At 56.3% G+C, this 24,536-nt stretch carries 23 protein-coding genes; 3 read left to right on the top strand and 20 right to left on the bottom strand.

The annotated features are described in order from the left end of the window. Positions 1 to 219: 219 nt before the first annotated feature. Together dgt and WFN61_RS12265 are read left to right on the top strand one after the other, a co-directional pair. Positions 220 to 1,740 (top strand): dGTP triphosphohydrolase, encoded by a 1,521-nt coding sequence (dgt, locus tag WFN61_RS12270; protein ID WP_337038722.1) that lies wholly within the window; start codon positions 220 to 222, stop codon positions 1,738 to 1,740. Further along, the gene (locus WFN61_RS12265) at positions 1,691 to 2,455 is read left to right on the top strand and encodes a hypothetical protein (RefSeq protein ID WP_286172322.1); all 765 of its coding nucleotides are present in this window, start codon (positions 1,691 to 1,693) and stop codon (positions 2,453 to 2,455) included. The genes dgt and WFN61_RS12265 overlap by 50 nt, the downstream gene beginning before the upstream one ends. Positions 2,456 to 2,491: 36 nt before the next feature. On the opposite strand, the gene cheZ is transcribed toward WFN61_RS12265, so the two are convergent. The 17 genes from cheZ to flhD form a co-directional block, all read right to left on the bottom strand. Then, entirely contained in the window at positions 2,492 to 3,136 is a 645-nt protein-coding gene (gene cheZ, locus WFN61_RS12260) for a protein phosphatase CheZ (RefSeq protein ID WP_144818755.1), read from the bottom strand. Between the two features lie 13 nt (positions 3,137 to 3,149). Beyond that, positions 3,150 to 3,539, bottom strand: coding sequence for a chemotaxis response regulator CheY (gene cheY / locus WFN61_RS12255; protein ID WP_042391378.1), 390 nt, complete (start codon positions 3,537 to 3,539; stop codon positions 3,150 to 3,152). 16 nt (positions 3,540 to 3,555) lie between these two features. Next, positions 3,556 to 4,605, bottom strand: coding sequence for a protein-glutamate methylesterase/protein-glutamine glutaminase (locus WFN61_RS12250; RefSeq protein ID WP_337038721.1), 1,050 nt, complete (start codon positions 4,603 to 4,605; stop codon positions 3,556 to 3,558). Next, on the bottom strand, positions 4,602 to 5,468 hold the full coding sequence (gene cheR / locus WFN61_RS12245; protein ID WP_312283047.1) for a protein-glutamate O-methyltransferase CheR: 867 nt from the start codon (positions 5,466 to 5,468) through the stop codon (positions 4,602 to 4,604). Before cheR ends, WFN61_RS12250 begins: the two co-directional genes overlap by 4 nt. A 19-nt stretch (positions 5,469 to 5,487) precedes the next feature. Next, entirely contained in the window at positions 5,488 to 7,086 is a 1,599-nt protein-coding gene (gene tap / locus WFN61_RS12240; RefSeq protein WP_337038720.1) for a methyl-accepting chemotaxis protein IV, read from the bottom strand. A 42-nt stretch (positions 7,087 to 7,128) separates the two neighbouring features. Beyond that, positions 7,129 to 8,790, bottom strand: coding sequence for a methyl-accepting chemotaxis protein II (gene tar / locus WFN61_RS12235; RefSeq protein WP_337038719.1), 1,662 nt, complete (start codon positions 8,788 to 8,790; stop codon positions 7,129 to 7,131). Positions 8,791 to 8,888: 98 nt separating this feature from the next. After that, a complete protein-coding gene (locus WFN61_RS12230) occupies positions 8,889 to 9,857 on the bottom strand; it encodes a Csu type fimbrial protein (RefSeq protein ID WP_144818567.1) in 969 nt (322 codons plus the stop codon). Further along, on the bottom strand, positions 9,857 to 12,241 hold the full coding sequence (locus WFN61_RS12225; protein WP_337038718.1) for a fimbria/pilus outer membrane usher protein: 2,385 nt from the start codon (positions 12,239 to 12,241) through the stop codon (positions 9,857 to 9,859). Before WFN61_RS12225 ends, WFN61_RS12230 begins: the two co-directional genes overlap by 1 nt. Next, entirely contained in the window at positions 12,217 to 12,984 is a 768-nt protein-coding gene (locus WFN61_RS12220; protein ID WP_257757960.1) for a fimbrial biogenesis chaperone, read from the bottom strand. The genes WFN61_RS12225 and WFN61_RS12220 overlap by 25 nt, the downstream gene beginning before the upstream one ends. A gap of 21 nt (positions 12,985 to 13,005) precedes the next feature. Further along, positions 13,006 to 13,515, bottom strand: a complete 510-nt coding sequence (locus WFN61_RS12215; RefSeq protein ID WP_144818561.1) for a Csu type fimbrial protein — start codon at positions 13,513 to 13,515, stop codon at positions 13,006 to 13,008. 55 nt (positions 13,516 to 13,570) lie between these two features. Beyond that, positions 13,571 to 14,140 carry a Csu type fimbrial protein gene (locus WFN61_RS12210; protein ID WP_144818559.1) on the bottom strand — a complete coding sequence of 190 codons (570 nt, stop codon included), beginning with the start codon at positions 14,138 to 14,140 and terminating at the stop codon, positions 13,571 to 13,573. Between the two features lie 321 nt (positions 14,141 to 14,461). Beyond that, positions 14,462 to 14,965: a chemotaxis protein CheW gene (gene cheW / locus WFN61_RS12205; protein ID WP_042391389.1), complete on the bottom strand. Its 504-nt coding sequence runs from the start codon at positions 14,963 to 14,965 to the stop codon at positions 14,462 to 14,464. Positions 14,966 to 14,986: 21 nt separating this feature from the next. Beyond that, positions 14,987 to 17,029 (bottom strand): chemotaxis protein CheA, encoded by a 2,043-nt coding sequence (gene cheA / locus WFN61_RS12200; RefSeq protein ID WP_337038717.1) that lies wholly within the window; start codon positions 17,027 to 17,029, stop codon positions 14,987 to 14,989. A gap of 4 nt (positions 17,030 to 17,033) precedes the next feature. After that, positions 17,034 to 17,963 carry a flagellar motor protein MotB gene (gene motB / locus WFN61_RS12195; protein ID WP_144818555.1) on the bottom strand — a complete coding sequence of 310 codons (930 nt, stop codon included), beginning with the start codon at positions 17,961 to 17,963 and terminating at the stop codon, positions 17,034 to 17,036. Continuing rightward, a complete protein-coding gene (motA, locus tag WFN61_RS12190) occupies positions 17,960 to 18,847 on the bottom strand; it encodes a flagellar motor stator protein MotA (RefSeq protein WP_042391392.1) in 888 nt (295 codons plus the stop codon). Before motA ends, motB begins: the two co-directional genes overlap by 4 nt. Before the next feature lie 124 nt (positions 18,848 to 18,971). Further along, complete coding sequence (gene flhC, locus WFN61_RS12185) at positions 18,972 to 19,550, bottom strand: flagellar transcriptional regulator FlhC (RefSeq protein ID WP_144818553.1); 579 nt, start codon at positions 19,548 to 19,550, stop codon at positions 18,972 to 18,974. A gap of 2 nt (positions 19,551 to 19,552) precedes the next feature. Next, positions 19,553 to 19,906: a flagellar transcriptional regulator FlhD gene (gene flhD, locus WFN61_RS12180; protein ID WP_222126338.1), complete on the bottom strand. Its 354-nt coding sequence runs from the start codon at positions 19,904 to 19,906 to the stop codon at positions 19,553 to 19,555. A gap of 792 nt (positions 19,907 to 20,698) precedes the next feature. Between flhD and uspC the strand changes: the two genes are divergently transcribed. Beyond that, positions 20,699 to 21,127, top strand: coding sequence for a universal stress protein UspC (gene uspC / locus WFN61_RS12175; RefSeq protein WP_312273518.1), 429 nt, complete (start codon positions 20,699 to 20,701; stop codon positions 21,125 to 21,127). Positions 21,128 to 21,158: 31 nt separating this feature from the next. Here uspC and otsA read toward each other — a convergent pair whose 3' ends face one another. The 3 genes from otsA to araH all read right to left on the bottom strand — a co-directional run bounded on the left by otsA (position 21,159) and on the right by araH (position 24,527). Next, a complete protein-coding gene (gene otsA, locus WFN61_RS12170; RefSeq protein WP_144818547.1) occupies positions 21,159 to 22,583 on the bottom strand; it encodes an alpha,alpha-trehalose-phosphate synthase in 1,425 nt (474 codons plus the stop codon). Next, positions 22,558 to 23,364, bottom strand: a complete 807-nt coding sequence (gene otsB, locus WFN61_RS12165) for a trehalose-phosphatase (RefSeq protein WP_238085054.1) — start codon at positions 23,362 to 23,364, stop codon at positions 22,558 to 22,560. Before otsB ends, otsA begins: the two co-directional genes overlap by 26 nt. Positions 23,365 to 23,546: 182 nt before the next feature. Further along, entirely contained in the window at positions 23,547 to 24,527 is a 981-nt protein-coding gene (araH, locus tag WFN61_RS12160) for an L-arabinose ABC transporter permease AraH (RefSeq protein ID WP_238085055.1), read from the bottom strand. Positions 24,528 to 24,536: the final 9 nt, after the last annotated feature.

Below are 24,536 nucleotides of genomic sequence, written 5' to 3'. Positions count from 1 at the left end.
TGATACAATTTTGTATCATGATGCCTGAGACAATCCCGAACAATGGGCGAATAAACGAGGCTAAAAGGCGGGCTTTTCGGCGTTAAGTGCAATTTTGAATGTAACCGTACTCTCGCGCTTTGCGGGGCTGGTCGAAATCTGTAGAAAAGCGCAGCGGCAAGGTAGCCGAGCTGAGACGCATTTGCTAGCCTAAACCCCTTACTAATAAGAGGGTTTTTTATGCAGTGGTCACGGTTACTCAACAGCGAGCGCAGGAAAAATAAACGCAAGCAAAACGAGGCAGTAACACATTTGCAGGCTCCGCCGTCTCAGGAGTGGCGACAGGAGATTGAACGTGATTTTGATCGTCTCTTATTCGCTGCACCAACGCGTCGTCTGGCTGATAAAACGCAGGTTTATCCGCTCGATCGTAACGATAGCGTGCGTACGCGGTTGACGCATTCACATGAAGTCGCCAACTTCGCTCGCGGTATCGGTATGCGGCTGGCCTTTGATCTGAAAGAGGAGGTTTTTGGTCCTTTACCTATGGACCTTTGCGTTGAACGTGACGTCCCTGCTCTGCTGGCTGCCATTGGGCTAGCACACGATCTTGGCAATCCGCCCTTTGGTCATCAGGGTGAGGCGGCTATGCGTGCCTGGTACAAACGCCATTTGAAAAAGGCAGTAGAAGAGTCTGAGGAGATTGACAACCCCTCTATTTTTAATGACTTTTTTAAATTCGACGGCAACTCTCAGACGTTCAGATTAGTCACCAAGCTACAGATCCTTAACGATACCTATGGTTTAAATTTGACCTATGCCACACTTGCGGCCCTGATCAAATATCCCAGCTCCTCTTACACTCTTTCGCCCGGCGTCTGGAGTAAGCATGGATACTTTTATTCTGAAGAGAAGGTTGTCGAAGAGGTCTGGAAAGAGACCGGGCTGGCTGAAGGCGTGCGTCATCCTTTTACCTGGCTGATGGAGGCCTGTGATGACATTGCTTATTCCGTTCTCGATGCCGAAGATACGGTCAAAAAAGGTCTCGCCTCCTATCACGACCTTATCGATCATCTCGAATGCTGGAACGAGGGTAAAGACGCCATTATCAATGAGGTGGTTGAGCAAACAAAGAAAAAGAACAGCGAATATAGAGAGCAGCAGCGCGATCTCACCCCTGCTGAAATCAACGATATGAACATGCAAATGTTCCGCGTCAAATCAACAATTGCGCTTGTGAACAGCGTTGTAGATGCTTTCATTCGTCATATAGACAAACTCATGAGCCATAGCTGTACAATGACGGATCTTATTGGTGTAAGTTCGGCAAAAGCCTTGTGCGAGGCACTGAAAGATTTTGATAAAACACGTGGCTATCGTCACCCTTCCGTACTCAAACTGGAGCTACAGGGTTCAAACTACATTCAAAGCCTGATGGACATGCTGTGGGTTGGCATTCATGGGCATAAAACGAAGCGCGAGCAAGAAAAAGAGCAAAAAGGCGACCAGAAATTCCGCGATGTCTACCTCTCTAATACACCTTTTGGCCGCTACGCCTACGGCCGTATTTCAGAAAACTATCGACGTATCTTTGAAGATGAAAATAACACGCTGCCGGTGCTCTACAAAGAAGCGCAGCTGCTTTCTGATGCTATCTCAGGTATGACCGATAACTATTTGATACGGTTTCACGATGAGCTAAAATCCCTTTATGAGTATGAACGTAGCCAAAACGCATCATGCCCTAAAGCAGCGCATTGATAATTTCTTTGCATCCGGAGAGGAACAGCGGGCAGCCCGGGCGTTGATTGACGCAGTTGCTGCCCAACATCGAGCCTGGATTTTCGGTGGTATGCTTCGGGACATTGGACTCTTTGGGCGCGAAGGGTTTACATCTGATATCGATATCGTGTTCGCTGGCGAACGTGAGGATTTGCTATACCTGCTATCCCACTTTCATATGGAGCATTTCGTCACCAATAAACTTGGCGGCATACGTTTTCGCTACTGCTCGTTGGATTTTGATATCTGGTGTCTCAACGACACCTGGGCGTTTAAAGAGAACATTATCCCTTTAGAAGATGCAAGGAGTCTGCTTCATACCACGCTAATGTCATGGGATGCGGTACTGTACGATGTCCATCGCGATGAAATCCTTACACCAGAAAATTATCTGCAAAACCTGAAGCGGGGCTATCTTGAGCTGGTGCTGGATGCTACGCCGAACGAAACCGGTTCGGTCGTAAAAATCTTACGTACTATCTATAACAAGCAGGTAAAGACGTTGGGGCCTTTTTTGAGTGATTTCTTACATAATGCCCTACTTCGTTACAGCTATTCGACATTACAGCATTATGAGCTTACGCATTATGACACCAGCAGCTTTGACGATGTTGAGTACAATTTGCTTCTAAATCGGTTATGTGAAACCGAGACAGGCCATAGCGTCGACGTGACGCAGTTGCGTACCAATTAACCCGCCTCTCTTTACCAGCAGAGGCGGGGTTTTTAATCAGAAGCCGAGGCTGTCCAGCAGGTCGTCGACCTGGTCCTGGCTGGCCACGACGCCCGCTTTGGTGGTGTCGAGCTGCGGCCCGTTGAGCAGGCTTTCGTTCTCGCGCTTTGGCCGCGAGGAGGGCTCTGGCATGTTATCCAGCAGCACCATCAGCAGCTGACGCTCAATCTCCTGGATCACATCCATCATGCGTTTGATCACCTGACCGGTCAGGTCCTGGAAATCCTGCGCCATCATGATGTCCAGCAGCTGGGCGTTGGTGAAGCTGGTGTGGCCCGGCACGTCGCCAAGATACTGACGAGTGTCTTTCACCAGCTCTTTAGCGTCGGTCAGCTCAATCGGGTTCTCAAACCACGCGTCCCAACGTTTGGTCAGCGATTTCGCGCCGCTCTCCATCGCATCCTGATGCGGCTGCGAAGCTTCTACGCTGTTTAACGCACGCTCGGCGGCCTGGGCCGTCATCTGCACAACATAGTCCAGACGATCGCGGGCATCGGGGATCGCTTCCGCCGCTTCGGCAATCGCCTGGTCAAGGCCCAGCTCGCGCAGGCTGTCGCGCAGCATGCGCGTCAGGCTGCCGATACGGGCGATAATGTCTCCGGGCGTGTGCTCATCCGAAGGTTTAATTTGCGGTTGCATCATCATCATCCGGTCCTCACATGCCGAGTTTCTCGAAGATTTTACCGAGTTTCTCTTCCAGGGTTGCTGCCGTGAACGGCTTCACCACGTAACCACTTGCACCCGCCTGGGCGGCCGCAATGATGTTCTCTTTCTTCGCCTCTGCGGTCACCATCAGTACCGGCAGGGAAGCCATGGCGCTGTTGCCGCGAATGGTTTTCAGCAGCTCCAGGCCATCCATGTTGGGCATGTTCCAGTCGGAGATAACGAAGCCAAACCCGCCCGCCTGGAGCTTGTTCAGCGCATCAACGCCGTCCTCTGCCTCTTCTACGTTATTGAAACCCAGCTCTTTCAGCAGGTTGCGCACGATGCGACGCATGGTGGAAAAGTCATCCACAACCAGAAACTTGAGCTCTTTGTCCGCCATAAAACTACACTCCTCGTTAAATACGTATTGCCTGTCCGGCACTGATTTTTGCCAGCATCTGCTGGCTTACCTGGCTAAGATCGACCACTTCGCTTACGCCACCCATATTGATAGCTTCGCGCGGCATGCCGAACACCACACAACTTGCTTCATTTTGCGCAATCGTCCAGGCGCCCGCCTGGTGCATTGCTAACATACCGGCCGCGCCGTCGTTACCCATGCCGGTGAGGATCACCCCCACGGCGTTGCGCCCCGCGTGTTTCGCGACCGAATGAAACAGCACGTCTACCGCCGGACGATGCCGGTTAACCGGCGGTCCGTCGTGAATCTTGATCTGATAGTTTGCGCCGCTGCGCGCCAGCTCCATGTGCTTATCGCCAGGGGCAATATAGGCATGACCCGGCAGCACGCGCTCGCCGTCCTCCGCCTCTTTTACGCTGATCTGGCAGAGCTTGTTCAGACGCTCAGCGAACGAACGGGTAAAGCCCGGCGGCATGTGCTGGGTAATAAGAATACCGGGACTGGAGAGCGGCAATGGCTGGAGTACATGGCGAATTGCCTCTGTTCCGCCGGTTGATGCGCCGATCGCCAGCAGCTTTTCCGAGCTTAATAGCGGTCCGGCTTTCAGGGTGGCCGGGGCGGAGACCGGATTGTGCGCGGCCAGCTTGGCCCGCGAGGCGGTACGCACCTTCTCGGCAATCATCTCGCTATAGGCGAGCATGCCCTCACGGATCCCCAGCTGTGGCTTGGTGACGAAGTCAATTGCGCCCAGCTCCAGCGCGCGCAGGGTTACTTCAGAGCCCTTCCCGGTCAGGGAGGAGACCATCACCACCGGCATCGGCCGCAGGCGCATCAGCTTCTCAAGAAAGTCGAGGCCATCCATGCGCGGCATTTCAACGTCCAGGGTCAGAACATCCGGATTGTATTTCTTGATTAAATCCCGCGCGACCAGCGGATCCGGCGCGGTAGCCACCATCTCCATATCACTGTGGTTGTTGATAATCTCCGTCATGATCTGGCGCATCAGCGCGGAGTCATCAACAGACAGAACCCTGATTTTACTCATGCTTTATCCTTACTCAGCGCATAAACCGTCTGCCCACGCAGGGTAAACTCGCGCACAAGGTTGCTGAAATTCTCCGAATGCCCAGCGAACATCAGTCCGTCAGGCTTAAGCATTGGGGCGAAGCGGCGCAAAATGTCCTGCTGCGTCGTTTTATCAAAATAGATCATCACGTTACGACAAAAAATAGCGTCGAACGGGCCCGGCACGTTGTACTGCTTATCCAGCAGGTTGATCGGCTGGAAGTCGACGAAGTTCGCCAGCTCCTGACGCACCCGCACCAGCCCGGCATGGGGCCCGGTGCCGCGCATAAAGTAGCGCTGCAGCTGCTGGGGGGAGAGCGTTTTCAGCTCGTCCAGGCGGTAGATGCCGCTGCGGGCTTTCTCCAGCACCTCGGTGTCGATATCGCTGGCGATCACTTTCCAGCGCCCCTGCACCATGCCCAACGCATCTGCCAGGGTAATGGCGAGCGAGTAAGGCTCTTCGCCGGTCGACGCGGCGGCGCTCCAGACGCGGTACTCACCGCTGTGCTTGCGGGCGTGATCGGCCAGCACCGGGAAGTGATGAGCTTCACGGAAGAAGGCGGTCAGGTTAGTGGTCAGCGAGTTGATAAATGCCTGCCACTCGGCGCTGCTCTGGTTCGCCTCCAGCATGCTCAGGTAGCGGCCAAAATCATCCAGCCCCAGCGTGCGCAGGCGGCGTACCAGCCGGTTGTAGACCATGTCTCGCTTATGGTCAGCCAGCACGATCCCCGCACGCTGGTAAATCAATTGACATATCCGACGAAAATGCGCGTCGGACAGCGCAAGGCGCTGAGGGAACTGCATAGTTAATGACGTTTGCCCGTTGGGCAGTGGTGATGTCATAGCGCCTTCTCAATTACTTTCAGGATAATGCCGGCACAGCCCTGGGGGGTGCCACGTCGGGTTGACCGATTTGTTCATCTAACTTAAATACCGCAACCTGGGACGTAAGACGGTCCGCCTGGTGCGCTAACTGTTCGGTTGCCGCAGCAGCCTCCTCGACCAGAGAGGCGTTCTGCTGCGTAACCTGATCCATCTGGCTGACCGCCAGCGCGACCTGCTCGATACCCCGGCGCTGCTCATCGGAGGCGGAAGCAATTTCGCCCATGATGTCATTCACCTGGGTGACAGAGCGGACGATGTCCGTCATGGTCTGCGCCGCCGTATCCACCAGGGCGGAACCCTGCTGCACGCGGGCAACGGAATCTTCAATTAACCCTTTGATCTCTTTCGCCGCCTCGGCGCTGCGGCTGGCCAGGTTGCGTACTTCGCCGGCTACGACGGCAAAACCACGCCCCTGCTCCCCCGCCCGTGCCGCCTCAACGGCGGCGTTCAGTGCCAGGATATTGGTCTGGAAGGCAATGCCGTCGATCACGCTAATGATGTCGCCAATCTTCTGTGAGCTGGTGGCGATATCATGCATAGTGTCAGCGACCCGTGAGGTCTGCTCCCCGCCTTTTCTCGCGGTTTCCGCCGCGCCGTGAGAGAGTACTGACGCCTGACGGGCGTTGTCCGCGTTCTGGGACACCGTGGCGGTGAGCTGCTCCATGCTGGCAGCGGTTTCGGCCAGCGACGCTGCCTGCTGCTCGGTGCGCGCCGAGAGATCGTTATTGCCTGCAGCAATTTCTGAGATGCCGGTGTGCATCGACACGCTGCCTTCGCGCACGTTGGCCACCGTGGTGCGCAGCGCGGTCTGCATCTTTTTCAAACTGGCAAAAATGGCTGAGATTTCGTTGCGGCCATAGACTGAGATCGGCCGCGCCAGGTCGCCCCCGGCGATGCTGTCAAAGTGGCTGCTGATGATCGCCAGCGGCTGCACAATCATTCTGCGTGACCAGAGCAGACCGGCGGAGATTAACGCCGCCGCCAGAATCAATACGGTAATAAAGGTTGCCGCCGACATGTGGTAGTTGGTACGGCTGGCTGCCGTTGCGGTCACGACAAAGCGATCGATATAGTGCTGCCAGGCCGTAAAGGTTGTCTCAAAGGCATCCTGGGACTGCTGTACCGGTGCGGTCATAAAATCAGAGAGCTGGTTATTCTCAAGCCAGGTCGCCTGATGCTCTAAGTCGCTCATCCACGTGCCGTAGGTGGTCTTCGCCTGCGCCTTGAGCTTCTCCCCTTCCGGTGAGATCACCTCGATCGCATCAAACTCTTTAAGCTGGGCGGCGGCTAACTGCAGGTTGCTGCGGGCCGCACTCATCAACCCTTTGATATCATCCGGCGGATAGCTTAAGGCGGTCAGCGTGCCCGCCTTGTTCAACGAGGTGCTGGTCTGCAGTAACACGGCGCGCATCTGGGCCAGCGTGTTGCGCTGGTGGTTGCTCTTTTCAACCTGCTCAAGATGCTGGAAACCATCGCGGAAGGCCCAGAAAGAGAGGCCGTTGCTTCCCACCAGCAACAGACCGCAAACAATCAGTAAGATAAACAGTGTGGTCGAGATACGAATACGATTAAACATCTACGCTCCCATCAGGCGGCTAATGCCGCAATATCAATACGATCAAAAAGTTTCCCAGTTATCATCCTGCCCGGTACTGAGCTGACGTCTGCTGGCGGGGGCGGAGGTGAACTCCCCTCCCTGCGAGCGGCGCTGCGCCGGATTTTCAGGGACGGCAGCAAGGCGGAAAGCAGAGACCGCCTGCGTGAGTCGACTGGCCTGTTCTTCTAATGCTGCTGCGGCGGCCGCAGACTCTTCTACCAGCGACGCGTTCTGCTGTGTCACTCTGTCCATCTCCGATACCGCCAGCGCCACCTGGTCGATGCCTTTGCTCTGCTCATCGGAGGCAGAGGCAATCTCGCCCATAATGTCAGTCACCCGGGTGACCGCATTGACGATATCGTTCATGGTCTCCCCGGCGCTCTCTACCAGCACCGAGCCGGTATCCACGCGCGAGACGGAATCTTCAATTAACGCTTTGATCTCTTTAGCTGCGTTGGCGCTGCGGCTGGCGAGGTTACGTACCTCACCGGCGACGACGGCAAAGCCGCGCCCCTGCTCGCCCGCACGAGCGGCCTCTACGGCAGCGTTAAGCGCCAGAATATTGGTCTGGAAGGCAATGCCGTCGATCACGCTGGTGATATCGGCGATTTTCTTTGAGCTGGCGGCGATGTCGTGCATGGTTTTCACCACGCCGTCCACCACCTTGCCCCCGCGTCCGGCGGTTTCGGAGGCGCTGAGCGCCAGCTGCGAAGCCTGACGTGCGTTATCGGCGTTCTGCTTCACGGTGGCGGTGAGCTGCTCCATGCTGGCGGCGGTCTGCTCCAGCGCAGAGGCCTGCTGCTCGGTACGGGAAGAGAGATCGTTGTTACCGGCGGCGATTTCGCTGGTTCCGCTGTGGATCGCATCCGAGCCCCGGCGCACGTTGGTCACGGTATCGATCAGCGAACGCTGCATATGCTCAACGCTCCCCGCCAGCTCGGTAATTTCGTTTTTCCCGTTAATGACCAGAGTTTGGGTCAGATCGCCGCTGGCGATCTCACGGATGTGACGGATCACGTTAGCCAGCGGATTAAGCAGGATATGGCGAATGCCATACCACACCGCGGCCAGAATAATCACCAGCGCCAGGGCGAGGATCGCCATCTGCCACTGGGCGAAGCGGTAGTCGTGGGTGCTCTGGGTAAAGGCGTTGTGGTAGAGCTCGCTGCTGAGCTGGGCATACTGCCCCAGCGCATCACCCATGGCATTCTGCATTCCCTGGGTTGGCTGGGCGAAGAAGGCGTCCATATTGCCGCTCTCCAGGAACTGGATCAGGTCCGTGAGCGCGGCGCTGTAGGTGCGATACTTATCATCAAGCTGCTGGCTGACCTGGGCCATAGCCGGCACGGTGGGCAGCGCTTTGTAGGCGTCATAGTGTTTTGCCGCATCGGCCAGTGAAGCATGGGCGCTCTTCAGCAGATCGGTTTTGGCGCTGCTCTGTTGATTGGCTGGATCCATCATCATTCGCGCTGACGAACGGCTGAGGTTGATGCGCGTTTGCAGCATCAGCTCCCAGGTTTTGGTCAGCTCGGTCTGCTGCAGACGAAGATCGTTAGCATCAGCAAAGCTCTGCTGGTTCTGCTTCAGTGACGAGAACAACAGACCACCCGATACCAGCTGCAGAAGTGCAAAAACCACCAGCACCATCATGAGCATTGTGACAACGCGGATACGGTTCAACATGCAACACCTTATTGATGACTTATTAACGGTGTTATCGGCATGTGGGACGGGAACTTTACATTTGCGAAAGGGAAATAATCCGCTACGCACCTAATTGATTAAAAGGCGATATCCACCACCACCGTATCGCTATAGGTTCCGGCGGGCGGCGTTGCCTGGTTAGTTAACACCCGGGCCGTATAGTTATAGGTACGCACCAGGCCGTTGGCGCTGAGCAGTGACGAGGCGCTGCTGGCCCAGCGTTCGGTGCCGCTGCTGCCCCAGCGGTCGCTGGTGCTGCCTTTGTAGATTTCGTAGCTTAAGCGGTTATTGCCCGAGGCCATATTGCGCACGTTGCCGCTGGCGTTGCTGCCGTTGTTGATCCCTACGCTATAGACGCTGCCTTTGGTGCAGGTCACCGCGACGCCCTGCGCCACCGCCGGGAAGTTTTTGACCAGCGGCGCGCTGCCGAAGTTGACGTTTGGCGCGGTGATGGTAATGCAGTCGTTGGTAATGCTGATGGTCGCCGTCACGGCGAGGGGCACGGTGCCGGTCTGCCACGAGCCGCAGCCGCCGAGCAGGCCCAGCGAGCAGATGTTATAGGTGACGTTGAGGTTGAAGGTGGCCTGGTACTGGCCCGCCGCCACGGTCTGCCCGGAGAGCGTGCGAAAATAGATCGGCAGCACAATGCGCCGGGTATTCAGCAGATCGAGCAGCGCGTTTCCGCTCCAGGTATAGCTGCCGCCAATCAGCGTCTCGCTGTTGTTATTGCACCCTGCGGCCCCGCACAGCCGCACCGGGATGGTATCGGTGCTGGCCGGGTTATCCACCCGGCGCAGGATCGCCCGGTTGCTGACCGCGGCGCTGGCGCTGCTCAGCTGCATGGTGATCGCGTTCCCGGTCAACAGATTCAGCAACACCGCATCGCACTGAACCGTCAGGCTGCCGCTGATCTCCTGCTCGGTGCTGTTAAGCGCAAACGAGGTGACGGTACCAAAAACGCCGTTGGTAGGCGTTACCGTACAGGCCGACCACGCCAGCGGGCTGCATCCCATCAGCAGCAGAAAAAGCAGAATAGCGCGGCGCATCAGCGTCTCTCCTCACAGGTAAGCGGCCCGTAGGTCTGTAATTTATGATCGGGATTTGCGCCGATCGTGAGGCGGGCATAGCAGGTGCGGTTATCCGGCGTGCTCACGCGCAGGGCGTTCACGTCGCTGAGGTTTTCCAGAAAAGCGATGCCGTCATAGCCCACCGGCGTCGGCGCGCGGCCTTCGCGGTAGACCTGGCTGCCTACCGGCAGGGCATGCCCCTGGGCATCGTGCAGGATCACGCTGGCGACCCGCTCCTGCTCCATCGGAAACTCTACCAGGTAGCCGCTCTGGCGTCGCAGGGCGATCCGCCGCTCGGTCTCTTTCAGGCGCGTATCGGCTGGCAGATTAAGGGTATTGATACTGTAGCTGGCGGGATAGTACGCCGAGACACCGCTCACCAGCAGATAGCCTTTATCATTGGTCTTACCTACCGGCTGGTTCTCATAGCTTACCGGCACGTTGGCATTGCCTCCGGTGCTGACCACCACAAAGGCGTCGTTGATCTTGTTAGCCGCAAAGAGCTGGCCGTCCATCAGCACCAGCGAACCCAGCGCCTCGCCCCACCAGGTCATCATCCCTCGCTCGCCGTAGCCGCCTCCCTGTAATTCCACGCTGTTGTTGCGCCAGTTGAGCGTGGCCTGCTGATAGTTATCCGACTGCGGCTGGCGGGCGAACGCCATATTCCAGCCGAAGCCGCCGTCGGTAGGCATTGCGTGGTTGTAGTTGATGCGTTGGCTGGTGCCTGCATCTGGGGTTTTCTCTACGCTGATGGCCGCGCTATCTCGCTCGCCGATAGGAATTTGCAGCGACATAGCAAAGCTCCAGTCGTCCCGCTGCTTATCGTGGCTGGCCGCCAGGTAGAGGCTGCTGCTGCCCCACAGGTTACGGCTCCAGGAGAGGTTCAGCAGCTCGGTCTTCTGGTTATCGAAGCTGCGGACGCCAATCCAGGCCGCGCCAACGTTGCCATAGTCGCCCATGTTAAAGGTCAGCGAATATTGATCGCTATTACGGCTCAAGGTCGCCAGCGGCTGGCGATCGTCATCGTAAACGATAGTCTGATCATAGAGGGCCAGGTTGCCAAAACCGCGCTCGCGGCGGGTATGCTGGGTGGCGATGCTGAAGACGCTGGTGCTGTACTGGTAGCCCCAGTTAAACTGGCTGCCGCTGCTGCCGCGCATCCGGCTCTCCGTCCACGACGAGTTCACCACGCCGTACTGGCCCAGCTTCACTACCCCGCCCGCGCCGCCGAGGGTCAGATCTTCTGCGGCTTCGCCGTGGCCTTCAAAGGTGAAATAGTCCGTTACCCCGTAGCGCAGGGAGCCGCTGCCCGCCGCCGGACCATAGTTGAAGTCGTCAATGCCGTAGTTACGCCGCAGACTGCCGAGGGTGACGGCCCCATCGGTAATGCCACTCTTCAGCACGTCGCTGGAGACGTAGAACGGCAGCGTGGTGCTAACCTGGCGTCCCAGCGCGTCAGTGGTGACCAGCACCGCATCTCCCGCCCCGTTAATATAGGGCAGATTGGTCAGGGTAAAGGGGCCGGGCTGCAGCTGGGTGGATCCGGCCCGGTAGCCGTTGATAAAGACGTCTACCGCCGTCGGCACCGCCGCCTCGCCGGTAAAGGCTGGCAGCGGCCAGGTGACCAGGTCCGGACGCAGCGAGAAGTCGCGTCCGTAGCGGATCCCGCCCATGCGCACGCTGCTGCTCCAGTTCAGCGAGTCGGAGATAACGTCCCCTAGCTGCCACTCGGTAGCGTCCTCCTCATTGGTAAACAGCAGCGTGGTATCGTAGCGGGTATAACCCTGGTTTTGCCCGGCGGTGCCGGAGAGATATTCCCGCAGCGTGCCGGTAGAGGAGAACACCGCGTTGCTGTCGAAGTAGCGAAACTCATGCCACAGGGAGGCCTGGCTGCCAGCATGTTCGGTGCTGCTGGTATAGATGTCATAGTTGAGCAGCGCGCCCCGCCCGTAGTGCGGTTTGGCACGCGCGGTTTCGCCGCTAAAGGAGGTGGCGCGATCCCCAACCCACGCGCGAGGCACAAACAGCAGCAGCCGCTGGCGATTGCTGTCATATTCGGTGCGAACGTCGGCCAGCGTCGAGAGATCAACGTCTCCCGGCGGGAGATGCTCCGCGGGGATCCCGGCCCGCTGCAGATCGCCGTTGGCTACAATATAGCTCCCCTGACGCCGCGTAACGGGCACCACGAGTTCGGTATCGTAATAGTTGACCACCAGCGAAAGGTGGAAGACCGCCTGAGCGTTAATGGCCTGCGCGTCCGGCGGCGGCGGCAGGGCGTCATCCCCCTCCTCTGCCAGCGCATCCGTCACTCCCCCCAGCAGCATCATCAGCGGCAGGATCAGTTTGCGGGAGACGACTGCCATTTGGTATCCCTGGCATTAATCGTCGCCGTCATGGTCGTCGGATTGCTCAGCCCAGAGGGGAGCGGCCAACTGCGCGCTGCGCCAGGCAGCACGTATCCCAGCAGGCCGTCGGCCAGCTCGCGCCGCTGGCTGCCCTGCTGCACGCTAACCTGACTCAAGCGCACGTGCACATCGCTGCGGTTGCGTACCTCCAGAGCGGGTCTCCCCCCCTCGCGGATCACCCGCCAGCTCAGGTCACGGGTATTAACCAGGGCATGGTTTGCCCCCTCGGTCGTGGTCTCCACCCCCGGACCATAGACAAATAGCGGAATGGAGTAACGCATCTGAATTTTCAAGCCAATCTGCGGTGAATCTCCGCTTGCGGGCTGGGGGATCTCATCCACGATAATCCGGTAGCCTTGCTCAATGCCGGCGGGAACCTGACTCTGCTTGATCAGGCGAATCAGCTGCTTGCTGCCTTTATCGATTCGCACAATGGGCGGGCTGGCGACCACATCCTGCTGGGCCTGATAGCGTTCATGGCCGCCCTCCTGGGTCCAGCGCATGATGCGCACCTGCATCGTCGTCGGCGTATTCCCTTGGTTCTGGATCCACAGCTCGGTCGCTTTCGCATCGGCGGCCAGCCAGGGATCGATCGGCCAGAGTAGAATGGTGGCTGCCGCCTGCGCCTGCTGCGCCACCCCTACGAGCGCTGTCGCGAGCAGCGCACCCGCCAGTTGGCTTCGGCCCATAATGGTTTTCATGATCCTTCTCCCTGTATAACATTACCAAGACAACGTTACGGTCAGCTGATCGGTATAATTTCCTGCAGGGCTAAACCCCGTGAGCTGCGCCGCGCCAAATAGCGTCAGCGCGATATTGTTGCTATCGCTGTAGGTGATTGAGAACGCCTGGTTAACGCCAATTTCCGTGTTGGCCGCCAGCGTGCTGCTGCGATAGAGCCGGTAAGGCACGCGATCCGTGCCCCCGCTGCGCTGCATGTTGCGCACGGTGCCGTAGTGCAGACCACCGTTGATGCTCATGCTTAATGCCACCCCAGGGGTGCAGGCGAGAGAGAGCGCGCTGTTAGGTACAAAGCTGGTGGTGACCTGCCCGCTCGCCACGCCGCTGCGACTCCCAAAGTCCAGGGAGCCGAGCAGACCTCCGCTGCCGCTGACTACCGAGCATCCTGCCGCAATGGTTGCCCCAACCTGAAATGACTGAGTGCTAACCGTCAGCGCGGTGGCGCTCCCTGCCCACCCCAGCAGCCCCAAACCAAAGACAATGCGTAGCATGCTTCGGCCAGGCGCCGGGAGCGTGTCAACTCCCTCAGGCTTCATTGCGCTGGCGTCAGTAGATCACGCTCACGTTTATCGTATCGGAGTAGGTGCCAGGGACGACGGTCACGCTGTTGCCACCCCCCTGGATGCGGCCAAAGAGGGTGTAGTTATTCACGCCTCCGGCAGTGGAGGCCACCGGCAGCGGAGCGTTATTGGCGATGACGTTACTGAAGCCGCTGTCGCTGTAGAGGCTGTAGGCTACGCCCTGGGTTGCATTAGCGGTGTTAACCAAATAGCGCGCTGGCGTGCCGGGTGTTCCCACTACCGTGGCAGGCGCAACGGTATTGGTGGTGCCGGTGATCTGCACGGTATAGGTGTCGGTGGTGCACTGGATAGCAAAGCTGTTGCCGCCGTTAGCTCCGGTGAGCTGAGTGGTGAGCTCGGAGAAGGTCGCGGGATGGGTACCGAAGTCCAGAGAGCCGAAGTTAATACCGCTCTGGTTCGGCGAGCCATTGATCAGGCAGCCGTTGGTTAAGGTCAGCGTTGCGTTGATGGTCCCACTGCTGGTTACCGCATTGGCAGTATGCCCGGCCAGCGCCAGCGCACCGCTTGCCAAAACGAGGAGGATTTTTCTGTTCATGTTGTCGCCTCAGTGAAAAAGCAGGATTAACAGAAATTTAGCTTACGGGGTTGCAAAGAACCACCCTGTAAAGGCCTGCTCAAACCATCGGCGTATTGACACAAAATTGCATTATCTTTCAATCAATTAAGCTTGTTAACAGCTCGTAACAAAGTGCAACGGGAATGATATATTCATTATCGCGTGATCTGCTTCACAATATATTGTCTGGTGTTGCATTGTGGGTTTAAGCAAAACTTAAAGTTTATTAATGAGTAATGAAGAAGCGGCATGAAAAGCGGTTAAAAAACGCTCCCGGGGCCGGGAGCGTTGAAGGGCATATCAGGCAACGTGCGCCGTTGCGCTATCCAGCAGGGCCATCTCGTCGCTGTTAAGCAGCTTCTCGATGTTGACCAGGATCAGCATGCGGTCACCCAGCGCGCCGAGGCCGGTGAGATACTCCGTTGAGAGGGTAACGGCAAACTCCGGCGCAGGACGGATCTGATCGGAAGCCAGCGACAGCACGTCAGAGACGCCATCGACCACAATTCCGACCACGCGCTGGCCGAGATTGAGCACGATCACCACGGTGTTATCGTTATACTCAACGTCCTGCTGGCTGAATTTAACCCGCAGATCGACGATGGGCACAATCACACCGCGCAGGTTAGTCACCCCTTTAATAAAATCCGGAGTGTTGGCAATACGGGTTACCTGATCGTAACCGCGGATCTCCTGCACTTTCAGGATATCGATGCCGTACTCTTCATCGCCTAACGTGAATACCAGAAATTCCTGACCCGATGGCTCACCAGCCAGTTTCGTTACATTACTCATACCGGTCATATTTTTACCTTTTTAACTAAATCAGGCGGCTGTGTGCGCCACACGTTGCTCACGGTTTAATCCCTGTAACGCCGAAACATCGACGATCAGCGCCACGCTGCCATCGCCGAGAATAGTTGCAGCGGAGATGCCTGGCACCTTACGGTAGTTGCTCTCAAGGTTCTTCACGACAACCTGGTGCTGACCAATAAGCTGATCCACCAGCAGCGCGTAGCGGCGGCCTGCGCTTTGCAGGATCACCACGATGCCTTTCGTCGCTTCTGTTTTAGCGCCGTCGACGTCAAAGACTTTCCACAGCTCAACCAGCGGCAGATATTCGCCGCGTACTTCCAGCACGCGCTCGCCGCCCGCCAGCGGATGCAGATCCTCTTCACGCGGCTGCAGGGACTCCATCACCGCGTTCAGCGGCAGGATAAAGACCTCGTCGCTCACCTTCACCGACATGCCGTCGAGGATCGCCAGCGTCAGCGGCAGCAGAATGCGGATGGTGGTGCCTGCGCCCTGCTTCGACTGGATCTCAACGTGGCCGCCCATCTCCTGGATGTTACGTTTCACCACGTCCATGCCCACGCCGCGGCCGGAGACGTCGGTCACCTGCTCTGCCGTGGAGAAGCCAGGGGCGAAGATCAGCATGCCAACCTCTTCGTCGGTCATGTTTTCATGCACCGCCATGCCCTGCGATACCGCTTTCGCCAGAATGCGCTCGCGGTTGAGGCCTGCGCCGTCGTCGATCACTTCGATGCAGATATTGCCGCCCTGATGCTCGGCGGAAAGGGTCAGGTTACCGACCGGGGATTTTCCAGCGGCAACGCGGGTGTCCGGCAGTTCAATGCCGTGGTCGAGGCTGTTACGCACCAGGTGCGTTAACGGGTCGATAATGCGCTCGATCAGGCTCTTATCCAGCTCGGTCGAGCTGCCCAGCAGCGTCAGTTCGATCTGTTTGTTAAGCTTGCTCGCCAGGTCGCGCACCAGGCGCGGGAAGCGGCTAAAGACGTACTCCATCGGCATCATACGGATGGACATCACCGACTCTTGCAGATCGCGGGCGTTACGCTGCAGCTGACCCATGCTGGTGATCAGATCGCCATGATTGACCGGATCCAGCTCGTTAGAGCGCTGGGCCAGCATCGACTGGGTGATCACCAGTTCGCCGACGAGGTTGATTAGCTGATCCACTTTTTCAACGGCAACGCGGATGCTGGTAGATTCGCTGACGCGGGCCGGTTTTTCTGCGCGCTCCTGACGGGCGGCAGGCTGCTCGCGCGGTGCGCTTTGCGCGACAGGGGCAGCCGCTACAGGCTGGGCGACCAGCGTCGGGGCTGCAGGTGCAGCCTCGCTAGCGGGGGCCGCAGCTGGCGCATCGGTAAAGCTTATTTGATCCGGCTCGATCACGAAGCACAGCACGGCAACCAGGTCATCCTCGCTAACGCCGCCTTCCAGCGTCGCGCTCAGAGAATCCGCGCCTTTGACGACGTCGCTGAGGGTGGCCAGGTTTTTCAGCTCGTCCTCCAGCAGGTTGACTTCGCCCTCTTTCAGACGCGACAGGACAATGCGCAGTTTGCCATCGTTAGCAGCCGCAGGCGCGGCGACGGACGCGGTATCAGCGACGGCCTGGGCATTATCGACAACGGTCAGCTTAGCGCCACCGGCCGCAGCGGCAGGTACTTCGCCTTTCGCTTCCAGCGCCAGCTGGCGCAGCGCATTGCAGATATACTCAAAGCTGGCAGCATCTGGCTCTTGCGAGCTTTTATAGGCGTCGAGCTGTTCCTGCATAATATCTTTGGTTTCCAAAAACAGGTTAATAATGTCGGTATTGAGCTGCATCTCTCCGCGCCGGGCCTCATCCAGCAGGTTTTCCATCAGGTGCGTGGTCTCCTGCAAAATGGTAAAGCCAAACGTGCCTGCTCCTCCCTTTATGGAGTGGGCCGCACGAAAAATGGCGTTGAGCTGCTCTGAATCGGGCGCTTCCGGCACCAGATCCAGCAGGTGTTGCTCCATGTCAGCCAACAACTCGTCAGCTTCATCAAAAAATGTCTGATAAAAATCGCTAATATCCATGCTCACGCTATCACCTCGGATCGGGTTGTGGCGATGTGGGAACGGTCGCCTGAGGCTGTGCCCCCGGCTGTTGTAATACACTTACCGGCTCGTTTTGGCTTTCGGCGTTTTCGTGCAGAATTGCCTGTTCTGCTTGTTTGTTAAGTACTAAAAGACTGATACGACGGTTAATGGCGTCATTGGAGCCTTTGTCGCTCAGGCGCATGGTGGCGGCCATGCCAACCACGCGCAGCACTTTTCCATCGTCCAGCCCGCCTGCAACCAGCTCGCGCCGCGAGGCGTTAGCACGGTCGGCAGAGAGCTCCCAGTTGCTGTAGCCGCGCTCGCCGTTGGCATACGGGAAGTCATCTGTGTGGCCAGAGAGGCTGACACGGTTAGGAATATTGTTTAACACCGGCGCAATCGCACGCAGAATATCGCGCATATACGGCTCTACCTCGGCGCTGCCGGTTTTAAACATCGGCCGGTTCTGGCTATCGATAATCTGAATACGCAGCCCCTCCTGCACCAGGTCAATTTTCAGGTGCGGACGCAGCGCGCGCAGCTTTGGATCGGCCTCGATCAGCTGATCGAGATCGCCGCGCAGCTTGCTCAGACGAGACTGCTCCATCTTCTGGCGCAGCTCTTCGACGTTAGGCTGGCGCTGCACCTCCCCCTTCTGCTGGGTGACGTCATCGCCGCCGCCAGGGATTGGGCTGTCGCTGTTGGAGATCCGTGGGCCGCCGGCAATGGAGGTCGCCAGCGGAGTGCGGAAATACTCTGCAATCTGGATCAGCTCTTTCGGGCTGGAGATTGAGATCAGCCACATCACCAGGAAGAACGCCATCATTGCCGTCATAAAATCGGCGTAGGCGATCTTCCAGGATCCGTGCGAGCCGCCTCCGTGCCCCTTATGCTTGCGCCGTTTTACAACGACAATAGGATGGGCCTGGTTTTTCATGCGTCCTCAGTCGTGGTCTGCTGGTTTGGGTTACGGACCGCGCGGACGTGCTCATCCAGTTCGATAAAGGACGGTCGCTCGCTGGAGTAGAGCGTTTTACGGCCAAATTCAACGGCAATCGGTGGCGCATAGCCATTCAGGTTGGAGAGCAGCGTGATCTTAACGCACTGCATCATCTTGGTCGTTTCCGCGCTCTTCTGGCGCAGCACGGTTGCCAGCGGCGAAATAAAGCCGTAGGCCAGCAGAATACCGAGGAAGGTTCCTACCATCGCATGGGCGATCAGCGCGCCCAGCTCAGCCGCCGGGCGATCCGCCGAGGCCAGGGCGTGAACCACACCCATTACCGCGGCCACGATACCGAACGCCGGCAGCGAGTCACCGACCATGGCCAGGCTATTTGCCGGCACTTCGGCTTCGCTCTCGTGAGTCTCGATCTCTTCGTCCATCAGCGCTTCGATTTCGAAGGTATTCATATTGCCGCTGATGATCAGACGCAGATAGTCGACGATAAATTCCAGCATCACCGGATCGGCAAGGATCCGTGGATAGTTGGCAAAAATTTCGCTCTCTTTTGGATTCTCAATGTCACGCTCAAGGGAGAACATCCCCTGCTGGCGCGACTTGGCCATCAGGCGATAGAGCAGCGCCAGAAGATCCATGTAGACAGCTTTTGTGTATTTGGAGCGACGAAACAGCAACGGAAGCGCCTTAAGCGTTCCTTTGATGGCTTTGCCGTTGTTGCCCACAATAAACGCACCCACGCCCGCACCGCCGATAATAATCAGCTCAGCCGGTTGATAAAGTGCCCCAAGGTGTCCGCCGGTCATCATGTAACCGCCGAAGACTGTACCGAGAACAACAAGGTAACCTAATAAGATCAGCACGACATCATCCTTCCGCTGTTGACTAAGGCAAGGAAAAACAGTTTTTAGGGTTTAACCCAACGGGGAGGCAAAAAAAAGCAGCGGTAATTGCTTACCGCTGCTGGAGTGTTACCCACGCCGTTAGTTAAACAGCCTGTTTGATCTGTTCATCCAGCAGTTGTGGAATAATATCGGCAGCTTCCGGGGAAAGTTTACGTCTTTTTACGGCCCTGGACGGCGGCTGGCATAAACTGCAGGCAAAACTCCCTACGGGCTGGTGAGCATGGGTAATAAAATTACCGCCACAGCAGTTGCAGCTTGAAAGTTGCAGCATACCGCTCTCAACAAAACGGACTAATGTCCAGGCACGGGTCAGGGCTAACAACGGCCCCTCTTCCGGCTGCGGGCACTGTTCCAGATAGAGTCGATAGGCTTTGATAACTGCATCAACGCCGCTGCACAGGCCTGTTTTAAGCAAGAATTGCCAGGCGTTGCAGAACATTGAGGCATGAATATTCTGTTCCCACGTCATAAACCAGTCGGTTGAAAAAGGGAGCATCCCTTTCGGCGGCGGGCTACCACGAAGTTCTTTGTAGAGTTTGATGAGGCGGCCACGGCTGAGCTGCGTTTCGCTTTCCAGCATTTGCAAACGCGCGCCCAGCGTAATCAGTTCCATTGCGAGTTGAATATCACGCGCTTCCTGGACAATGCTCTTTTCAGTCATTATTAAGCCCTTTTCTTCCGGGACGCTGCGTCAGTACCCTGGTTGCTCTCATTGAGCAAACGCGTCGAGAGCAAAATACCGGTATGGACCTGCTGCAGGTCATCTACGCGAGACTCCTGCGTCAGACGAGTAATGGTCTGATGGCTGTCAAAACGGAATTGACAGATTAGCTGATTGGTTTCAGCTAATTTCACCATTTGTGGGAGTGATAACTCACCCATGGTAGACGCCATCTCCTCACTCATGCCCAGACGGAACATAGCGGAGGCTTTATCTTGACTAATCAAACGCTGTGCGAGCAGTAAATATGACAGGTTGATGTCATAGATATGTTTCAGCAACTCGGATGTATGCATTTTTCCCATCCAGAATAACCAACTAGTGTCTTATGCGGTCAAGCCGCACCCCGTGATGTCGCCGGGAAAAAAACCCGGTATTAAAAAAGATAAGGCGAAATGCATCGTTTGAACTTAGTTGTTTAACGTGACGGCGGTCGCATTGTTTGCCACCTCTCTCCATTACGCTTTCAATCAATTCTTACAATTTACTAAGATTTTTCTTAAAGCGACGCAACTGTACTCGTGACCCGTAGGACATACAATTGGCTGCGGTGAATATTTTGAAAATAATGTGATCTACGTCACATAATTTACGTGAATATTTTAAAGAAATCCATACTTTTGACTTAGTGATTGTTTGTTTTTTGTACGATGAAGTGCCTTTTCTATTCCTTTTCGGCGAATAGTCATTCAGTTTTATGTGTTAACCGGTGACCAGTCATCAGACCTCGGACTTTATGAGAGCCCAAAGAGGAATATGGGCTTTCAAAGCGTGGGGTTATTTATAAAAATCATTATTTATCATAGAATTAAAGCGCTGCTAAACTTATCTCTAGAACTTGTAAAATGATTGCAATTTTGTTAACCATTAGTGAATAACAGGGAGCAGTGCATAATATAATGTGCCAAATTTCTCTTAAGTCGTTAACTTTCGTTAACATATGCACCAATGGCGCTATTCCATGTGCTGGAATAATTAGTGAATATTTATGATAATGTTCACAGGTTTGTCACACTTTTTCGCTTGCACGCTTTGTAAAAAGAAGGTAAAGATACGTCAAGGGTTCATATTCCATTAAGGAGCGAAATATGAGCTATTCCCACCTGCTAGTTGCGGTTGCCGTTAACTCAGAAAGTCATTTACTGCTTAAAAAAGCTGTTTCCATTGCCCGTCCCTATCAGGCACGCATTAGTCTGCTTACCCTTGCTAACGATCCCGAAATGTATAATCAGTTTGCTGCGCCCATGATGGAAAACCTGCGCGAGCTAATGCAGGAAGAGACGCAGCAGTTTATGAATGAACTCATTAAGCAGGTAGATTATCCCATTGCTGAAACGATTATTGCGTCGGGCGCGCTCGGTGAAAACATTGTTCATCTTTGCGAGCGAGACGGAATCGATCTGGTTATTTACGGTAACCATAATCAGCGCTATTTTTCGCGGGCGGCCTGTTCGGCTAAGGGTGTGGTGGGAGTCAGTAGGGTTGACGTGCTGCTGGTACCGCTAGAAGAGGAGTAGCGCCCCCGCAGCAGCGGGAGCGCAGGCGTGTTTACGCTAGCTTGGGGAAGGTCGCCACGTTATTCTGCAAAAGAGTCTCTGCATTACGAGGCGCTATGCGCTTTAAATCGGCAATAAACCTCTCCTGCCAGTGCTGAATATCATTCTTCTTGATGATATCCATCATGTCGGCGTGGCGAGAAATACGCTCTGCCAGCGGCATGGTTAGCGCCCGGTTCATGGCATTAGCCACATCGTCACGGTCATAGGGGTTGACGAGCAGAGCGGAGGTCAGCTCGTTCGCCGCACCGGCAAATTTAGAGAGCACCAGCACGCCTGGGTTGGCCGGATCCTGCGCCGCCACATACTCCTTGGCAACGAGGTTCATCCCGTCACGTAGCGGCGTAACCAGCCCCACGTCAGCGTAGCGGAAGACCTTCATCAGCAGCTTACGATCGAAGTGCTGGTTAAGGTAGTAGAGCGGCGTCCAACCCAGCTGACCATATTTACCGTTGATACGTCCGGCTTCGGTCTCCAGCTGATGGCGAATATCCTGGTAGGCCTGAACCTCGCCGCGCGAGGTGGGTGCAATCTGCGTATAGCGGATTTTACCGTGGTGCTGCGGGAACTTCTCCAGCAGGGTTTCATAGGCATGGAAACGTTCCGGCAGGCCCTTAGAGTAGTCTAACCGCTCTACGGAGAAGATGTTCTTCACATTTCCTAGCTCGGATTTGAGCTGCGCCAGCTTCGGCGGCAGCGGGCCAGAAGCCTGCTGGGCGATCTCATCCGGCTCAATCCCAATCGGATAGACCTCGGTACGGAAGGTTTTGCCCCATGCGGTATGGGTTTTATCACCTCGGGCAGTTAAGCGCGTCTGGCTGGAGAGGCTGTCAAGGAACGACACGCGGTCGCTCTCGGTCTGGAAGCCCAGCAGATCGTAGTCGCACAGCTGCTCGAGCAGTTCAGCATGCGGCGGCAGGGCGTTAAAGATTTCCGGAGTCGGGAAGGGAATATGCAGGAAGAAGCCAATCTGGTTATTCACGCCGCGCTGACGCAGCTCGTTGGCAAAGGGCAGCAGATGATAATCGTGGATCCAGAGGATATCGTCTTCTTCAAGCAGCGGTACCAGCTTGTCCGCCAGCAGAGCGTTCACGCGCTGATAGCCCTCCCAGGCCTCGCGCTGGAACTTCACTAGATCAAGACGGTAGTGAAACGCTGGCCACAGCACGGCATTGGAAAACTGGCTGTAGTACTCATCATAATCCTGCTCGCTGAGGTTAAATGAGGCCCAGGTGATATTGCCATGGGTAACCTTCTTTAGCGGCTGATCTTCATTGCCAATGTCACCGCTCCAGCCAAACCAGAGTCCGCCGGTTCCTTTCAGTGCACCCATAATACCGACGGCCAGGCCACCGGCGCTTGATTTTTTATCATCCGGCGGTGCGATACGATTAGATACTACGACTAAGCGACTCATAGCCATCTCTCCTGTTAGTTAACGCCATTTCTTCTTGTTGTTGATGGTCAGTAATATTTTCGAGCCATTGATGAACGTCCGCGACACTTTCCAACCGGTACTGCGCCTGCGTTGCGCCAATACCGACCTTAACGGATACGCCATCAAGGCGATTCACAACCTTGAAGCCTGCCTCGTCAGTGAGGTCGTCTCCCAGGAAAACAGGTTTGCGCCCGCAAAAAGGCGGCTCCTGCATGAATGCTTCTACTGCAGCTCCTTTATTGATACCACGTGGTTTTAGCTCTACCACGCATTTGCCCGGCTGCAGGGCTAAATTCGGATATTTCTCTTCCATCGCCTTTGCCAGCGCAAAGATAGCCTCTTCATGGTGTACGGCCTGGCGATAGTGCAGCGCAAACGCCATCCCCTTCGCCTCCAGCTCTGTCCCCTTCAGGGGATCGAGCGCCGCAATCAGCTCCAGCTCCATCTGCTTAACCTGATCGGCAGGCAGAGCAATCTCGTGCGTTTTACCCTGGAAGTCGCGTCGCTGTGCGCCATGTACCCCGGCAAGCGGGAAATGCAGCGGGGATGCAATGGCATCCAGCTCTTTCATCGAGCGACCCGATACCAGCGCCACCGCGCCCTGATTCATTTCGGCCAGACGTTTGAGCAGGGTTAGGACCCCGGTGGGAATAAAGACCTGATCGGGACGAGGTTTGATTTCGGCGAGGGTTCCGTCGAGGTCAAAGAAGTAAGCATAGTTTGCGGAAAGTACAGGCGGTACAGCTAACTGGTCAGCCACCCTGGTCTCCTCCTTTCTGGTTTCGATGCCGCGTTCACGACCATCTCTCGTTATCATTAGCCATGTAAGTATAGCCAGTGTCACGCTCCTCGCCATTTTAAAGCAAAGAAACCAGCCGCAATTGCGGCTGGCTGAGAGGTAAAAACGATTAAAAAAGAGCCCGTTCGGCGAGGTGCCAGGCGTCAGACGGTACGTTTGGCCTTCTGTTTGTAACGGTCGAAGATAACCGCCGCCAGCAGGATCAGGCCGCGTACAACGTACTGTGAGAAGGGAGAGATATTCAGCAGGTTCATGGCATTCTCAACGGTGCCGAGGATCAGGATCCCCGCCACAACATACGAGATTTTTCCGATACCGCCTTTGAGGGAGACGCCGCCGAGCACGCAGGCTGAGATCACGATCAGCTCGTAACCAATGGAGGTCATCGGCTGGCCGCTGGTCATGCGCGACGCCAGAATGATCCCGGCGGCGGCCGATACCAGGCCAGAGAGCACAAAGATAATGATTTTTGTGCGTACCACCGGTACCCCCGCCAGACGAGCGGCCTCTTCATTGCCGCCAATAGCCAGCGTATTGCGGCCAAAGGTGGTTCTGTTGAGCAGGAAACCGAAGATGATGAGGCAGGCCACGGTTAGCCAGATAGGCGCAGGCAGCCCCAACCAGTTGGTATAGCCGAGGGTAAAGAAACGCTCGTCTTCAATCCCCACCGCTTTACCATCAGAGATGATATAGGCCAGGCCGCGGACGATCTGCATCGTCGCAAGAGTGGTAATCAGGGCGTTGATCTTCAGTTTGGCAATAACGAAGCCGTTAACCAGACCGCTCAGCACGCCCAGCATCAGGCCCGCAAAGACGCCGATCCACAGGCTCTCCGTCATGTTGATCACCACCGCCGCGGTGACGCCCGCGCAGGCGATGACTGACGCCACCGACAGGTCAAAGTCGCCGGAGGCCAGGCAGAAGAGCATTCCGCAGGCCACCATGCCCGACATCGAGATGGCGAGCCCCAGCCCCTTCATATTGACGAAGCTGGCAAAGTTAGGCACAAACAGGGCGCAACCGATAAACAGTACGGCAAAGACCACCAGCATGCCGTAGTGATCCCAGATACGCCCGAGACTGAACGGCGACTTTCCTGCGCCGGAGCTTGTTACTGATGACATCATACTCTC

The sequence above is a fragment of the Pseudescherichia sp. AS216 genome, from assembly GCF_037152055.1.
In the GTDB taxonomy this organism is placed as follows: domain Bacteria; phylum Pseudomonadota; class Gammaproteobacteria; order Enterobacterales; family Enterobacteriaceae; genus Pseudescherichia.
This window is presented reverse-complemented; position numbering and strand designations above follow the sequence as displayed.

What these genes read in the sequence shown, in the direction of transcription:
- WFN61_RS12215 (WP_144818561.1), bottom strand. Translation starts at nt 13,515, where the DNA reads ATGCTACGCATTGTCTTTGGTTTGGGGCTGCTGGGGTGGGCAGGGAGC.
- cheZ (WP_144818755.1), bottom strand. Translation starts at nt 3,136, where the DNA reads ATGATGCAACCGCAAATTAAACCTTCGGATGAGCACACGCCCGGAGAC.
- tar (WP_337038719.1), bottom strand. Translation starts at nt 8,790, where the DNA reads ATGTTGAACCGTATCCGCGTTGTCACAATGCTCATGATGGTGCTGGTG.
- cheR (WP_312283047.1), bottom strand. Translation starts at nt 5,468, where the DNA reads ATGACATCACCACTGCCCAACGGGCAAACGTCATTAACTATGCAGTTC.
- araH (WP_238085055.1), bottom strand. Translation starts at nt 24,527, where the DNA reads ATGTCATCAGTAACAAGCTCCGGCGCAGGAAAGTCGCCGTTCAGTCTC.
- uspC (WP_312273518.1), top strand. Translation starts at nt 20,699, where the DNA reads ATGAGCTATTCCCACCTGCTAGTTGCGGTTGCCGTTAACTCAGAAAGT.
- WFN61_RS12210 (WP_144818559.1), bottom strand. Translation starts at nt 14,140, where the DNA reads ATGAACAGAAAAATCCTCCTCGTTTTGGCAAGCGGTGCGCTGGCGCTG.
- WFN61_RS12265 (WP_286172322.1), top strand. Translation starts at nt 1,691, where the DNA reads ATGAGTATGAACGTAGCCAAAACGCATCATGCCCTAAAGCAGCGCATT.
- cheW (WP_042391389.1), bottom strand. Translation starts at nt 14,965, where the DNA reads ATGACCGGTATGAGTAATGTAACGAAACTGGCTGGTGAGCCATCGGGT.
- cheY (WP_042391378.1), bottom strand. Translation starts at nt 3,539, where the DNA reads ATGGCGGACAAAGAGCTCAAGTTTCTGGTTGTGGATGACTTTTCCACC.
- flhD (WP_222126338.1), bottom strand. Translation starts at nt 19,906, where the DNA reads ATGCATACATCCGAGTTGCTGAAACATATCTATGACATCAACCTGTCA.
- motB (WP_144818555.1), bottom strand. Translation starts at nt 17,963, where the DNA reads ATGAAAAACCAGGCCCATCCTATTGTCGTTGTAAAACGGCGCAAGCAT.
- WFN61_RS12220 (WP_257757960.1), bottom strand. Translation starts at nt 12,984, where the DNA reads ATGAAAACCATTATGGGCCGAAGCCAACTGGCGGGTGCGCTGCTCGCG.
- WFN61_RS12230 (WP_144818567.1), bottom strand. Translation starts at nt 9,857, where the DNA reads ATGCGCCGCGCTATTCTGCTTTTTCTGCTGCTGATGGGATGCAGCCCG.
- WFN61_RS12225 (WP_337038718.1), bottom strand. Translation starts at nt 12,241, where the DNA reads ATGGCAGTCGTCTCCCGCAAACTGATCCTGCCGCTGATGATGCTGCTG.
- flhC (WP_144818553.1), bottom strand. Translation starts at nt 19,550, where the DNA reads ATGACTGAAAAGAGCATTGTCCAGGAAGCGCGTGATATTCAACTCGCA.
- tap (WP_337038720.1), bottom strand. Translation starts at nt 7,086, where the DNA reads ATGTTTAATCGTATTCGTATCTCGACCACACTGTTTATCTTACTGATT.
- dgt (WP_337038722.1), top strand. Translation starts at nt 220, where the DNA reads ATGCAGTGGTCACGGTTACTCAACAGCGAGCGCAGGAAAAATAAACGC.
- otsA (WP_144818547.1), bottom strand. Translation starts at nt 22,583, where the DNA reads ATGAGTCGCTTAGTCGTAGTATCTAATCGTATCGCACCGCCGGATGAT.
- WFN61_RS12250 (WP_337038721.1), bottom strand. Translation starts at nt 4,605, where the DNA reads ATGAGTAAAATCAGGGTTCTGTCTGTTGATGACTCCGCGCTGATGCGC.